Here is a 12,665-nt window from a genome sequence, read left to right as displayed (position 1 = left end):
GAAACGGGTGAACGGGGCCGTTCGGTCGTAGCCCCCGCCACCCCTCCTCGTTACAGGTGGTGCAGTCCGCGGCTGGGACTGCATTGCCAACAAGGAGGAACAATGATCAAGAAGGTCGTCGCTGCTGCGGCTGCCGCTGGTGGTCTGGTGCTCGCGGGCGCGGGTCTGGCCGTCGCCGACTCGGGTGCTCAGGGCGCTGCCGTGAAGTCCCCGGGAGTGCTCTCGGGCAACCTCGTCCAGGTCCCCGTGCACGTGCCGGTGAACGTCTGCGGCAACACGGTCTCCGTGATCGGGCTGCTGAACCCCGCCTTCGGCAACACCTGCGTCAACGACTGATACGTGGCGTCTCACCCCTCGAGGGTTTGAGTCCGCGGCCCCGGAGTGCGGCCCAGCACTCCGGGGCCTTCGGGCATTTGAGAGCGCACGTCCCGGGTGGGGCGTGCGCGTTCCCAGTAGTTCCAAGACAGGGAAGTACCTATGCGACAGGTCACGCGCAAAGGCCTGATCACCGTGGCGGCCGCGAGCGGCGTCCTCGCCGTCACCGGTTACGCACACGCCGACTCGGGCGCGAACGGCAGCGCCCAGCGGTCGCCCGGCGTCGCCTCCGGGAACAGCGTCCAGGCCCCGATCGAGGTGCCCGTCAACGTCTGCGGCAACACCGTGAACGTCGTCGGCCTCCTCAACCCGGCCGCCGGAAACGACTGCAGCAACACCTCCGACGGAGGCGGCAGTTCGTCCGACAAGGGCGGGTCCGGCGGCGGCTCACAGGGCGGCTCGGAGGGCGGTTCGCAGGAGGGCTCCGGCGGCGGTGCGACCGCGTCCGGCGTCACCTCCGACTCTCCGGGCATCCTCTCCGGGAACAACATCCAGGCCCCGGTCGAGGTGCCCGTGAACGCCTGCGGGAACGGGGTGACGGGCGTCGGCGCCCTCAACCCCGCCATGGGCAACAAGTGCAGCAACGGCGAGGTGACGCCTCCGGACGAGGAGACGCCGCCCAGCAAGCCGACGGACCCCCGCGACCCGGTCGCAGAGGAGCCCACCAAGCCGCCGAACGAGCCGAAGACGCATCTCGTCACTCCGGTCCAGGAGACCGAGACCCTCGCGCAGACCGGCAGTGACCTGCCGCTCGGCGTCACGGTTCCGGTCGCCGCGGGCATGCTGCTCGCCGGCACCGTGCTGTACCGCAAGGCCCGCGTGCGCGCCTGACGCACCCGGGAGCACGACGACGGAGTGGGTTCCGAAGGAACGGCACCCACTCCGTTCGCATGTCCGGCGGGCTCACCAGGTGGCGCGCACCTGACGGATGATCCGGCGCCGCAACCGCACCTTGCGGCTGCCGTCCCGGCGCAGGCTCAGGCGGTCCAACTCCCAGTGCCCGTACTCGGCGTGGTCGGTCAGTAGGCGGGTCGCTTCCTTGCGGGACACCCCGCGCGGCACATACACGTCGACAAATTCGTATTCCGGCATCGGTATCTATTGTGCGGGCACCGCCCCCGTACGGATAGCGTCTGCACTATGTCTGATGCTGCGCAGCCCACAGCTGCCGAGGTACGTGCCGCCGCCGAGGCGGTCAAGGCCGCGCTCGACGCCCATCTCGCGGCCGTCGAGCAGAGGTCGGGGGAGGACGACTCGGGCGTCCATGAGGCGTTCAACCAGCTGGCCGCGGCGGCGGAGGCGTACGACGAGCTGCTGTACGACGCCTACGACGAGGTCACACCCTTCGAGATCCCGGGCGCGGAGGACGGCCTTCCGCCGTACATCGGCCCGGACGAGCCGAGCGCGGTGACGGTGTTCATCCGCCGCGACTACACCGTGGTCGAACCGCAGCGGCTGCGGGCCCAGGCACAGCGCGTCGCAGATCTGGACACCGACACGAGGGCGGGCGAACCCTCGGCCGCGGGCGTCGTGGGGCAGAGCGTGCACGCCGCGCTCGGAGTGCTCTTCGGCGAGTTCGAACCGGACGAAATCGCCTCGCGGCACAAGGAGTTCGGCCTGGAGGAGGGCGACTCCACGACCTGGGTCACGGCCGCGGAGGAACCGGCCGAACCGGGGGAGTGGCTGGACGCCCCCTTCGAGCAGGCAGACCCGCAGCAGATCGTCTGCCGTTTCGACGTCAGCTCGGTCTTCGACGAGGACGAGGACCTGGAGGAGGGGGTTCCGGACACGTCGACGCAGTCGTAGGGCCGGACGGGGGCGGCCGGGCCGGGGGCCGCTCTCGATACGGCTGGGCGCCCGTCGGACTCGTCCGGCGGGCGCCCGCGCGCGTGCGGGTCAGGCGTCCCGGCCCGCGGACTCCGCCGACGGGACCTGGGTGCGCAGCAGGGTCTGGAGGCGGGTCGTACGCGGCTTCGCCGGGCGCTCGGCCACCGCGCGGGGGAGGGCCTGCTCCACGCCGTGCACGACCGACAGGTGGCGCTCGCCGCGGCCGAAGGCCGTGTAGACCCACGCCCTGGTGAGGCCCTGCGCCGCGTCACCGGGCAGCACGACGACCGCCGCCGGCCAGCGCTGTCCGACGGCCTGGTGCGCGGTCAGCGCCCACCCGTGGCGTACGGCCTGCTCCACGCGCTCCTTGCGTACGACGACCGGTCGGCCCTCGCACTCCAGATGCAGCCCCTCCGCGTCGGCCCGGACGACGCGGCCCACGACCGTACGGCCCGGGGCCGGGGCGTACGCGATCCGGTCGCCGGGGTCGAAGCCGCCGAAGCGGCCCGGGCCGGGGTTGAGCCGCTCCTTCAGGGCGGCGTTCAGGGCGCGGGTGCCCGCGGCGCCGCCGTGGCCGACGGTGATCACCTGCGTCGCGTCGGCGGCGAGGCCGAACGCGCGGGGCACCGACTCGGCGACGAGCTGCACCGTGCGGTGCACCGCCTCGCCCGCGTCCCGCACCGGGACGATCACCACTTCCTTGCCGGGCGCGGCCACTTGGTTCAGCTCGCCGATGCCGACCCCGGAGACGAGCTCGCCGATCGGGCCCTCGTCCGGCACGCGCGAGACCACCACGGGGCACACGCGGGCCGCCAGCAGATCGGCGAAGACCCGCCCGGGCCCGGCCGACCACAGCGCACCCGGATCGCCGCTCAGGAGCAGCCGCGCCCCGTCGGGCAGCGACTCGACCAGCATCGCCGCGCCCTCGACGTCCAGCTGCGGGGCGTCGAGCAGCACGAGCAGGTCCACCTCGAACGCGCCCTCGGCGTCCCGGCCGGGGCCCTCCGCGCCGGAGAGCAGCTCGGCGACCGTGACGACGGCGGGGCGGGCCGGAGCGTGCTCTTCGGCCGTGTCCGCCTCGGGTCGGCCGGACTGCGCCGCGAGCGCCCGGCCGAACGTCCGCTTTCCGTACGGGGTGTGGGAGGCGGCGCACACCCGCAGGCCGGCGGCCGCCGCGGCGGCGACCAGGGCGGCGGGCTCGGCGCGGGCCGCTTCGCCGCCGGTGTGCAGGACGAGGCTGCTGCCCGCGACGGCGCGGATCAGCTCGGCCGTCGAGCCGCGGGCCGAACCGGCGGCCGCGAGCAGGGCCGACTGCTGTGGACTCTCCTCCTTGGGAAGGGAGTTGAGCACCCGGGCGAGGCCGTCGGCGAGGCTCTCCTCCGCCAGTGCGTACCGCTCCAGACCGACCAGGACGCGGACCGGACGCTCCGGCTCCGCCTGCTCCTCCCCGTGGCCGTCGCCTCCGTCGGACTCGGCCTCCGCGGCCGGGGCGGGGCTCGGGGCCGGCGGCTGCTGACCCTGCGTGCCGGGGGCCGTTTCCAGGGCGTCCTGGAAGACCAGCAGGTCGCCCTCGGCGATCGCGCTCTGCACGGCGGCGTCGGCGTCCGCCACCCCGTACCGCCCCAGGGTGGACTCCAGGGCCGGGGCGTCGAGGGCCGTGTGCCCGGCGACGGCCGCCTGCTCCAGAAGCCATACGGCGACGGCGCGGCTGCGGCGCTCGTCGTCCGGGCGGCAGGCGTCGCCGAGCAGCGCGCGGGCGAAGCCGTCGGCCTGCTCCGGGCGCACGCCCGTGACCCGCAGGAGCTGCCAGGGGTCCTCGCGCAGCACGCCCTCCGCGCCGTCGCCCAGCGCGGTGGCGGCCTGCTCGGCGAGCGCGGCCGGGGCGCCGCCCTCGGCGAGCACCGCGCGGACCGCGTCGACGGTCTCCGCGGCGGGCCCCGCCGGGGCGCTCACCGGGGCCGGACGCTCGGGTCTGCGGGCGGGCTCCGGGGCGGGGCGGCGGGGTGCGGGCTCCGGTTCGAAGACGGTCCGCGCGGGCTTCTCGCCGCTCTCCACGGCGCGGACCGCGGCGAGCAGGTCGGCCGCCGTGCCGCTGAGCTTCGCGCCGCTCTCGATCGGGGCGTCCCGCTCGGCCTTGCGCCGCTCGATCCGCTCCCGAAGCTCACGCTGCGCGGCCAACTCGGCTTCGGCTTCGGAGGGTTGAGCATCGCTGTCGCTGTCGCTGTCGCTGTCGCCGTTGCCGTCGCCACTGCCGCTCGCCGCCGCGCTTCCGGCGCCCTCGGGGTCCTCTGCCCCTGAAGCGTCCCCGGAGTTCCCGGCGTCCCCGGCGTCCCCGGAGTCCTGGGAGCCGGGCCGATCAGAAGCCTCGCCTGCACTCAAGGCCCCGGCACCCGCAGCACCCTCGACGGCATCCGAGCCCCCGGCGCCTCCAGCCTCAGCCCCAGCCCCCGAAGCCCCCGCCGGTGCGGGGTCCGCGGGCGGGTTCGGGGGCGGGGTGCCGGTCTCGTCCGTGGCGGCGGACTCCGTACTCACAGGGTGCTCCAGTCCTGGTCGGGGTAGCGGTGCACGGGCGCCGACACGTCGTCGAGAGCCCTGCAGATCTCGTCAGGAAGACTAAGGCTCTCCACTGACAACGCGGCCGTGAGCTGCTGTGCGTTGCGCGCGCCCACGATCGGCGCGGCCACCCCCGGCCGGTCCCGCACCCACGCCAGGGCGACCTCCAGCGGGCTGACCGCGAGGCCGTCCGCCGCCGTCGCCACCGCGTCCACCACGCGGCCCGCCGCCTCGTCGAGGTACGGCTCCACGAACGGGGCCAACTGCTCGGACGCACCCCGCGAGTCGGCGGGCGTCGCGTGCCGGTACTTGCCGGTGAGGACGCCGCGGCCCAGCGGCGAGGACGGCAGCAGCCCGACGCCCAGGTCGAGCGCGGCCGGCAGCACCTCGCGCTCCACGCCGCGCTGCAACAGCGAGTACTCCATCTGCGTGCTGGCCAGGCGGGTCCGTACACCCGGGGCCGCGAGCTGCCAGGTGGCGGCCTTGGCGAGCTGCCAGCCGCAGAAGTTGGACACCCCGGCATAGCGGGCCCGGCCGCTGGACACCGCGATGTCCAGGGCCTGCAAGGTCTCGTCCAGCGGCGTCGACGGGTCGAAGGCGTGCACCTGCCACAGGTCCACGTAGTCCGTGCCGAGGCGCTGCAGCGAGGCGTCGAGGGCCGCGAGGAGGTGGCCGCGCGAGCCGTCGAAGCGCCGCTCGGGGTCGGGCACGCTGCCCGCCTTGGTGGCGATGACCAGCTCGCGCCGGGGCACCAGGCCCTCGACGAGCTGCCCCAGCATGTACTCGGCCTCGCCCCCGCCGTACACGTCCGCCGTGTCGACGAGCGTGCCGCCCGCCTCCCAGAAGACCTTCAACTGGTGGGCGGCGTCGTGCTCGTCGGTGTCACGGCCCCAGGTGAGGGTGCCGAGGCCGATCCTGGACACGCGCAGGCCGGTGCGGCCGAGATGCCTCTGCTCCATGGGCGCTGAGGTTACTGCTCACGTGCCGAACCCGGGCGACCCTGTGGACAACCATCCGCTGACGGATCGCGGGGCGGCGCGCTAGAGTCCGCGCAACAGGCACGTTACTCATGGGTAAGGGGTTCGGCGCATGCGACTCGGGATCAACCTCGGCTACTGGGGTGCCGGGATGGACGCGGACAATCTGGCCGTCGCCAAGGAGGCCGACAAGCTCGGCTACTCGGTCTGCTGGGCCGCGGAGGCGTACGGCTCGGACGCGGCCACCGTGCTGTCCTGGGTCGCCGCCCAGACGGAGCGCATCGACGTCGGCTCCGCGATCTTCCAGATCCCGGCCCGCCAGCCCGCGATGACCGCGATGACGGCGGCCACCCTGGACTCCCTCTCCGGCGGCCGCTTCCGCCTCGGCCTCGGCGTCTCCGGCCCGCAGGTCTCCGAGGGCTGGTACGGCGTGAAGTTCGACAAGCCGCTCGCCCGCACCCGCGAGTACGTCGAGATCGTCCGCAAGGCGATGAGCCGCGAGCGCCTCTCGTACGACGGGCAGCACTGGACGCTGCCGCTGCCGGACGGGCCCGGCAAGCCCATCAAGCTCACCGTGCACCCCGCCCGCGAGCACATCCCGGTCTACATCGCGGCCATCGGCCCGAAGAACCTGGAGCAGACCGGCGAGATCGCCGAGGGCGCGCTGCTGATCTTCCCCTCCGCCGAGCACATCGAGGAGACCGCGCTCCGGCACATCCGCGCGGGCCGCGAGAAGGCCGGTCTGACGATGGACGGCTTCGACGTCTGTCCGACGCTGCCGCTCGCCCTCGGCGAGGACGACGACGCGTCCCTGTCCGCGCTCGCCGACACCTTCCGCCCGTACACGGCGCTCTACGTGGGCGGCATGGGCAGCCGGAAGCAGAACTTCTACAACCAGCTCGCGCAGCGCATGGGGTACGAGAAGGAGGCCGCCGAGATCCAGGACAAGTACCTGTCCGGCGACAAGGACGGCGCGGCCGCCGCCGTGCCGCGGCAGCTCATCGACTCCACGACGCTGCTCGGCTCCGTGGACCGCATCGCCGACCGGATGCAGGCCTACGCGGCGGCCGGTGTGACGACGCTGACGCTCGCCCCGGCGGGCTTCACGCTCGACGAGCGGCTGGCCGCGCTGCGCGCCGGAACCGAGGCCCTGGAGCGGGCCGGCCTCGCCTGAGACGGGGTTCCGGGACGTCCGGAGGAGCTCCGGAGAGGTTCCGGAGGAGTGCTCTACGGCCGTGGTGGGGGCTCGGGGGTCTTCCCCGCCACGGCCGTTACTCGTACAACGCCCCGGAGGCCGCTCGGTTACGCGGCCGGAGAGGTCTCCGGGAGGCCGTCGCACGCGCGCGTGGTGCCGGTTTCGGGTCCCCCGTTCGGCCGAGCAGTCCGACACTGGTGTTGCCCGGGTCCCCGCGCCGCATTTGACTCGTTCGCGGGGTCACTTCGCGGGCACCCAGGAGGTGCGGCAATGCTTTCGGCCAAGAGTCTGTTCTCCGAGATCCTCGACGACGACGAGTCGTTCCGGCTGTTCTGTTCCATCGCGGCCAGCGGCGAGTCCCAGGGCGGCTGGGAGAACGCCCGGATCGCCGCCCTCGTACCCGAGAGCCAGCGCGGACTCGCCCCCAAGATCAGCCGGCACGGCGCCGACGAGGACAAGCACGGGCGGATCTTCAACGCGCTCCTCAAGAAGCGCCGCCTCGACCCCTGCCCGGTCCCGCCGGACACCGACTACACGATGCTCATGGAGAAGAACGGCATCGGCCTCGCCCACGGCCGCCTCAAGGCCGAACAGCCGCTCGGCGAACGGGACATCATCACCTACCTCGCGCACAGCCGGGTCACCGAGCAGCGGGCCTCCGAGCAGATGGACCTGCTGCGCAAGCACTTCGCGGACCACCCCGACATCGGCCGCGCCGTCAAGATGATCTCCCACGACGAGGACAACCATCTCGCGTACTGCCACGAGGAGTTGCTGCGGTTCGCGTACGCCGGGCACGGGCGGGAGATCCAGCGGATCCTGCACGAGTGCGCGCACGCCGAGATCCGCATCTACCGCGACGTGAGCCTCGCCGTCATGGCGCACATGGGACGCATCCTCGGCTGGTCGCGCGCCAAGGCGGCCCTGCTCGCCGCGGGCATCCACGCCGTGTACGCGTACGAGAAGGCCGTCGGCTGGCGGCGGATGGTGTCCCTGAGGATGCCGGAGCGCCGCAACGCCCTCGGCGGACCCGCCACTTCGGCCCCCGAGTTCGCCTAGCCGGGCCCCCGCGGCTACAGCCAGCCGCGCCGCTTGAAGAGCCGGTACAGGCCGTACACCACGCCCGCCATCAGCAGGACCACCGCCGGGTAGCCCCAGGGCTGGCGCAGCTCCGGCATGTGCTCGAAGTTCATGCCGTACACGCCCGCGACCATCGTCGGGACCGCCGCCATCGCCGCCCAGGCGGAGATCTTGCGCATGTCGTCGTTCTGCCGGACCCCGGTCTGGGCGAGGTGGGCGGACAGCACGTCGGAGACCAGGCGGTCCAGGCCCTCCACGCTCTCGTTGGCGCGGGTCAGGTGGTCGCTGACGTCGCGGAAGAACGGCTGCGACTCCTCGTGCACGAACGGCACCGCCGCGCCCGCAAGGCGTGTCATCGGCGCCGCCAACGGCATGGTGGCGCGGCGGAATTCGAGGACCTGGCGCTTGAAGTTGTAGATCCGGCCCGCCGTGTGCCGGGTGTCGCCGCGGCCCGGCTCGAAGACCTCCGCCTCCAGGGCCTCCAGGTCCAGGTGCAGCTCGGCCGCCACGTCGATGTAGTGGTCCACCACGGCGTCGCTCACCGCGTACAGCACCGCCGTCGGCCCGTGCCGCAGCACGTCCGGGTCGGCCTCCAGACGCCTGCGTACGGCCGCGAGGGGCGCGCCCTCGCCGTGCCGGACCGTGACCACGAACGCGTCGCCGACGAACAGCATCAGCTCGCCGGAGCTGATCGTGTCCGCCGACTCGTCGTACAGGATCGGCTTCAGGACCATGAACAGCGAGTCGTCGTACACCTCCAGCTTCGGCCGCTGGTGCGCCTTCAGGGCGTCCTCGACGGCCAGCGGGTGCAGCCCGAACTCCTCCGCGACGTGGTCGAACTCGCGGCTCGTCGGCTCGTGCAGGCCGATCCACAGGAACGCGTCGCCGCTGCTCCGGGCCTGCTCCAGGGCTGCCGAGAAGTCCTCCGCACAGTCGGTGCGGCGGCCCTCGCGATAGATGGCGCAGTCCACGATCATTGCGCGCATTCTCCCGTGATCCGGGCCGGGGCGCACCCCTGCGGGCTGCTCCGCCTACCCTGGCAGGCATGCCCACGCTGATCCTCGTCCGGCACGGCCGGTCCACCGCCAACACCGCGGCCGTGCTCGCCGGACGGACGCCGGGAGTGACCCTCGACGAGCGCGGCGCCGCGCAGGCCGCCGCCCTGCCGGGGCGGCTCGCCGAACTGCCGATCGCGACGGTCGTCAGCAGCCCCCTGGAGCGCTGCCGGCAGACGCTTCAGCCGCTGCTCGACGCCCGCCCCGAGCTGACGCTGCACACCGAGGAGCGCATCAACGAGTGCGACTACGGCGACTGGTCGGGCCGCAAGCTTGCCGAGCTCGCCGACGAGCCGCTCATGGAGGTCGTCCAGCAGCACCCCTCCGCGGCGGCCTTCCCCGGCGGCGAGTCCATGCGCGCCATGCAACACCGCGCCGCCGAGGCGGTACGGGAGTGGAACGGGCGCGTGGAGCGCGATTTCGGATCCGACGCCCTCTATGTGATGTGTTCGCACGGCGACATCATCAAGTCGCTGGTAGCGGAGGCGCTCGGGCTGCACCTCGACCTGTTCCAGCGGATCTCCGTCGAGCCCTGCTCGGTCACCGCGATCCGGTACACGCGCCTGCGCCCCTTCCTCGTACGCCTCGGCGACACCGGGGACCTGGCCGGGCTCGCGCCGCGGGAGAACGGGCCGGACGCGGGGCGGGGCGACGCCACCGTGGGAGGCGGTGCGGGCGCACCGTGATCGTCGCCCGCAGTAGGGTGACCCACGTCGACTGCGGCCCGTGCCGCAGCACTTCGAGGCGCGGCGACCGACAGCCGCAGTAATTGCCGCAGTACCCGATACCGAGGGAGAGGCCAGGACGTGTCCCGTCAGGTGTTCCTCTACGACCCGCCGGAACGTTTCGTGGCCGGCACGGTCGGGCTCCCCGGGCGCCGTACGTTCTTCCTGCAGGCCTCCGCCGGTGGCCGGGTCACGAGCGTGGCCCTGGAGAAGACCCAGGTGGCCGCGCTCGCCGAGCGGATGGACGAGCTGCTCGACGAGGTCGTGCGGCGCAGCGGCGGCAGCGCCCCCGTGCCCGCCGTCGCGCCCAGCGAGATCGCCGACAGCGCGCCCCTCGACACCCCCGTCGAGGAGGAGTTCCGCGTCGGCACCATGGCGCTCGCCTGGGACGGCGAGGAGCAGCGCATGGTCGTCGAGGCGCAGGCCCTCGTCGAGCTGGACGCCGACGACGAGGAGGACCTCGCCGAGGCGGAGGAGCGGCTGCTCCAGGACGACGAGAACGGCCCGCCCATGCTGCGCGTACGGCTCTCCGGGGCGCAGGCCAGGGCGTTCGCCAAGCGCGCCCTGGACGTCGTGAACGCGGGCCGCCCGCCGTGCCCGCTGTGCAGCCTGCCGCTCGACCCGGAAGGACACGTATGCCCGCGTCAGAACGGATACCGGCGCGGCCTGTGACCGCGACCGCCGAGGCCGTCGAGCTGCTCACGCACGGCGAGCTCACGGTGCGCGGCCGGATCCGCGAGGCCTCCAACGCCGTGCTGTTCTGCTCGGTCGCGCTGGACGGCGTGCGCGCCGACTGCGTGTACAAGCCGGTCGCGGGCGAGCGTCCGCTCTGGGACTTCCCCGACGGCACGCTCGCCGAGCGCGAGGTCGCCGCCTACGAGGTGGCGCGGGCCACCGGCTGGGACCTCGTGCCGCCGACCGTGCTGCGGGACGGGCCGCACGGCGAGGGCATGTGCCAGCTGTGGATCGAGACCGTGCCGCAGGACGAGGCGCCCGAACTCCTCGCGCTCGTCGACACGGAGGAGCCCGGCGAGGGCTGGAAGGCCGTCGGCTTCGCCGAGGTCGGCGAGGGCCGCACCGCGCTCCTCGTGCACGCCGACGACCCGCGCCTGCGCCGCCTCGCCGTCCTCGACGCCGTGATCAACAACTCCGACCGCAAGGGCGGCCACCTGCTGCCCGCGCCCGGCGACAAGCTGTACGGCATCGACCACGGCGTCACCTTCCACGTCGAGGACAAGCTGCGCACCCTGCTGTGGGGCTGGGCGGGGGAGCCGCTCACCGCCGAGGCCGTCGAGGTCCTCAACGGCCTCGCGCGGGACCTCGGCGACGGTGCGCCCCTCGCGGCCCGGCTCGCGGAGCTGCTCACGCCCGCCGAGGTCGACGCCGTACGCGAACGGGTGGCCGAGTTGTTGCGGTCCGGGGTGCACCCGGTGCCGAACGGCTCGTGGCCCGCGATTCCCTGGCCGCCCGTGTGAGGTCCGGGCCCGGCGCGCGCTGTGTGGCCGGGGGCGGCACAGCCGCGGGACGTTCGTCAAGAGCGCCTTCCCGGCCAGAAGATCCGGTCCGGTTCGTATCCGGAAGGGGCGTCCGGTTAGTCTCGAAGCATGCATGCCTGGCCCGCTTCCGAGGTCCCCGCCCTGCCCGGCAAGGGCCGCGACCTCAGGATCCACGACACCGCGACCGGTGGGCTGATCGCCCTTGAGCCCGGTCCTGTCGCCCGTATCTACGTCTGCGGCATCACGCCGTACGACGCGACCCACATGGGTCACGCGGCGACCTACAACGCGTTCGACCTCGTGCAGCGCGTGTGGCTCGACACCAAGCGGCAGGTTCACTACGTCCAGAACGTGACCGACGTGGACGATCCGCTGCTCGAGCGGGCCGTGCGCGACGGCGTCGACTGGACCGGCCTCGCGGAGCGCGAGACCGCACTCTTCCGCGAGGACATGACCGCCCTGCGGATGCTGCCCCCGCAGCAGTACATAGGCGCCGTCGAGGCCATACCCGGGATCGTCCCGCTGGTCGAGCGGCTGCGCGACATGGGCGCCGCCTACGAGCTGGACGGCGACATCTACTTCTCCGTCGAGTCGGACGCCCACTTCGGCGAGGTCTCCCGGCTCGACGCCGCCGCCATGAAGGTGCTCTCCGCGGAGCGCGGCGGCGACCCCGAGCGCCCCGGCAAGAAGAACCCGCTCGACCCGATGCTGTGGATGGCCGCCCGCGAGGGCGAGCCCAGCTGGGACGGCGCCAGCCTCGGCCGCGGCCGGCCCGGCTGGCACATCGAGTGCGTCGCCATCGCCCTCGACCACCTCGGCATGGGCTTCGACGTCCAGGGCGGCGGCTCCGACCTGGCGTTCCCGCACCACGAGATGGGCGCCTCGCACGCCCAGGTCCTCACCGGCGAGCACCCCTTCGCCAAGGCGTACGTGCACGCCGGGATGGTCGGCCTGAACGGCGAGAAGATGTCGAAGTCCAAGGGCAACCTGGTCTTCGTCTCGCAGCTGCGCCGCGACGGCGTCGACCCGGCCGCGATCCGGCTCGCGCTGCTCTCCCACCACTACCGCGCGGACTGGGAGTGGACCGACCAGGTCCTCCAGGACGCCGTGGACCGCCTCGGCCGCTGGCGCGCCGCGGTCTCCCGCCCGGACGGCCCGGCCGCCGAGGCGCTCGTCGAGGAGATCCGCGAGGCCCTGGCCGACGACCTGGACGCCCCGAAGGCGCTCGCGGCCGTCGACCGCTGGGTGGCGCTCCAGGACAGCGAGGGCGGTACGGACGAGGGGGCGCCCGGCGTGGTCTCCCGCGCGGTGGACGCGCTGCTCGGCGTGGCCCTGTAGCGGTAGCAGTACGTACGCGTACGACGAAGGCGCCGGACGAGTCG

Annotated in this window: 13 protein-coding genes; 9 read left to right on the top strand and 4 right to left on the bottom strand. The window is 73.3% G+C overall.

Translation table 11 applies throughout. The features are described from left to right. Positions 1-102 precede the first annotated feature (102 nt). On the top strand, positions 103-336 hold the full coding sequence (gene chpH / locus ACIDOF_RS06995) for a chaplin ChpH (RefSeq protein WP_409004817.1): 234 nt from the start codon (positions 103-105) through the stop codon (positions 334-336). A gap of 141 nt (positions 337-477) precedes the next feature. Further along, on the top strand, positions 478-1,206 hold the full coding sequence (locus tag ACIDOF_RS06990; protein WP_409004816.1) for a chaplin: 729 nt from the start codon (positions 478-480) through the stop codon (positions 1,204-1,206). A 72-nt stretch (positions 1,207-1,278) separates the two neighbouring features. Here the strand turns inward: ACIDOF_RS06990 and ACIDOF_RS06985 are convergent, their stop codons facing one another. Beyond that, complete coding sequence (locus ACIDOF_RS06985) at positions 1,279-1,467, bottom strand: DUF5703 family protein (RefSeq protein WP_175410115.1); 189 nt, start codon at positions 1,465-1,467, stop codon at positions 1,279-1,281. Positions 1,468-1,515: 48 nt separating this feature from the next. Between ACIDOF_RS06985 and ACIDOF_RS06980 the strand changes: the two genes are divergently transcribed. Then, the gene (locus ACIDOF_RS06980) at positions 1,516-2,181 is read left to right on the top strand and encodes a hypothetical protein (protein WP_409004815.1); all 666 of its coding nucleotides are present in this window, start codon (positions 1,516-1,518) and stop codon (positions 2,179-2,181) included. A 90-nt stretch (positions 2,182-2,271) separates the two neighbouring features. Here the strand turns inward: ACIDOF_RS06980 and ACIDOF_RS06975 are convergent, their stop codons facing one another. Next, positions 2,272-4,734 (bottom strand): helix-hairpin-helix domain-containing protein, encoded by a 2,463-nt coding sequence (locus ACIDOF_RS06975; RefSeq protein ID WP_409004814.1) that lies wholly within the window; start codon positions 4,732-4,734, stop codon positions 2,272-2,274. Continuing rightward, a complete protein-coding gene (locus ACIDOF_RS06970; protein WP_409004813.1) occupies positions 4,731-5,714 on the bottom strand; it encodes an aldo/keto reductase in 984 nt (327 codons plus the stop codon). The genes ACIDOF_RS06975 and ACIDOF_RS06970 overlap by 4 nt, the downstream gene beginning before the upstream one ends. A gap of 130 nt (positions 5,715-5,844) precedes the next feature. Between ACIDOF_RS06970 and ACIDOF_RS06965 the strand changes: the two genes are divergently transcribed. Together ACIDOF_RS06965 and ACIDOF_RS06960 are read left to right on the top strand one after the other, a co-directional pair. After that, on the top strand, positions 5,845-6,906 hold the full coding sequence (locus tag ACIDOF_RS06965) for an LLM class F420-dependent oxidoreductase (RefSeq protein ID WP_409004812.1): 1,062 nt from the start codon (positions 5,845-5,847) through the stop codon (positions 6,904-6,906). A 291-nt stretch (positions 6,907-7,197) separates the two neighbouring features. Further along, a complete protein-coding gene (locus ACIDOF_RS06960) occupies positions 7,198-7,986 on the top strand; it encodes a ferritin-like domain-containing protein (RefSeq protein ID WP_409004811.1) in 789 nt (262 codons plus the stop codon). A gap of 14 nt (positions 7,987-8,000) precedes the next feature. Here ACIDOF_RS06960 and corA read toward each other — a convergent pair whose 3' ends face one another. Next, a complete protein-coding gene (gene corA, locus ACIDOF_RS06955; RefSeq protein ID WP_409004810.1) occupies positions 8,001-8,993 on the bottom strand; it encodes a magnesium/cobalt transporter CorA in 993 nt (330 codons plus the stop codon). A 59-nt stretch (positions 8,994-9,052) separates the two neighbouring features. Here corA and ACIDOF_RS06950 point away from each other — a divergent pair, with 59 nt between their 5' ends. The 4 genes from ACIDOF_RS06950 to mshC all read left to right on the top strand — a co-directional run bounded on the left by ACIDOF_RS06950 (position 9,053) and on the right by mshC (position 12,621). After that, positions 9,053-9,748: a histidine phosphatase family protein gene (locus ACIDOF_RS06950; protein WP_409004809.1), complete on the top strand. Its 696-nt coding sequence runs from the start codon at positions 9,053-9,055 to the stop codon at positions 9,746-9,748. Between the two features lie 120 nt (positions 9,749-9,868). Beyond that, positions 9,869-10,459, top strand: a complete 591-nt coding sequence (locus ACIDOF_RS06945) for a DUF3090 domain-containing protein (RefSeq protein ID WP_409004808.1) — start codon at positions 9,869-9,871, stop codon at positions 10,457-10,459. Then, positions 10,423-11,262 carry an SCO1664 family protein gene (locus ACIDOF_RS06940; protein WP_409004807.1) on the top strand — a complete coding sequence of 280 codons (840 nt, stop codon included), beginning with the start codon at positions 10,423-10,425 and terminating at the stop codon, positions 11,260-11,262. The genes ACIDOF_RS06945 and ACIDOF_RS06940 overlap by 37 nt, the downstream gene beginning before the upstream one ends. Positions 11,263-11,391: 129 nt before the next feature. Next, on the top strand, positions 11,392-12,621 hold the full coding sequence (mshC, locus tag ACIDOF_RS06935; protein ID WP_409004806.1) for a cysteine--1-D-myo-inosityl 2-amino-2-deoxy-alpha-D-glucopyranoside ligase: 1,230 nt from the start codon (positions 11,392-11,394) through the stop codon (positions 12,619-12,621). Positions 12,622-12,665: the final 44 nt, after the last annotated feature.

It is taken from the genome of Streptomyces sp. Da 82-17, assembly GCF_046098215.1.
Taxonomy (GTDB): domain Bacteria; phylum Actinomycetota; class Actinomycetes; order Streptomycetales; family Streptomycetaceae; genus Streptomyces.
This window is presented reverse-complemented; position numbering and strand designations above follow the sequence as displayed.

What these genes read in the sequence shown, in the direction of transcription:
- ACIDOF_RS06980 (WP_409004815.1), top strand. Translation starts at nt 1,516, where the DNA reads ATGTCTGATGCTGCGCAGCCCACAGCTGCCGAGGTACGTGCCGCCGCC.
- ACIDOF_RS06940 (WP_409004807.1), top strand. Translation starts at nt 10,423, where the DNA reads ATGCCCGCGTCAGAACGGATACCGGCGCGGCCTGTGACCGCGACCGCC.
- mshC (WP_409004806.1), top strand. Translation starts at nt 11,392, where the DNA reads ATGCATGCCTGGCCCGCTTCCGAGGTCCCCGCCCTGCCCGGCAAGGGC.
- corA (WP_409004810.1), bottom strand. Translation starts at nt 8,993, where the DNA reads ATGCGCGCAATGATCGTGGACTGCGCCATCTATCGCGAGGGCCGCCGC.
- ACIDOF_RS06965 (WP_409004812.1), top strand. Translation starts at nt 5,845, where the DNA reads ATGCGACTCGGGATCAACCTCGGCTACTGGGGTGCCGGGATGGACGCG.
- ACIDOF_RS06990 (WP_409004816.1), top strand. Translation starts at nt 478, where the DNA reads ATGCGACAGGTCACGCGCAAAGGCCTGATCACCGTGGCGGCCGCGAGC.
- ACIDOF_RS06960 (WP_409004811.1), top strand. Translation starts at nt 7,198, where the DNA reads ATGCTTTCGGCCAAGAGTCTGTTCTCCGAGATCCTCGACGACGACGAG.
- chpH (WP_409004817.1), top strand. Translation starts at nt 103, where the DNA reads ATGATCAAGAAGGTCGTCGCTGCTGCGGCTGCCGCTGGTGGTCTGGTG.
- ACIDOF_RS06970 (WP_409004813.1), bottom strand. Translation starts at nt 5,714, where the DNA reads ATGGAGCAGAGGCATCTCGGCCGCACCGGCCTGCGCGTGTCCAGGATC.
- ACIDOF_RS06985 (WP_175410115.1), bottom strand. Translation starts at nt 1,467, where the DNA reads ATGCCGGAATACGAATTTGTCGACGTGTATGTGCCGCGCGGGGTGTCC.
- ACIDOF_RS06950 (WP_409004809.1), top strand. Translation starts at nt 9,053, where the DNA reads ATGCCCACGCTGATCCTCGTCCGGCACGGCCGGTCCACCGCCAACACC.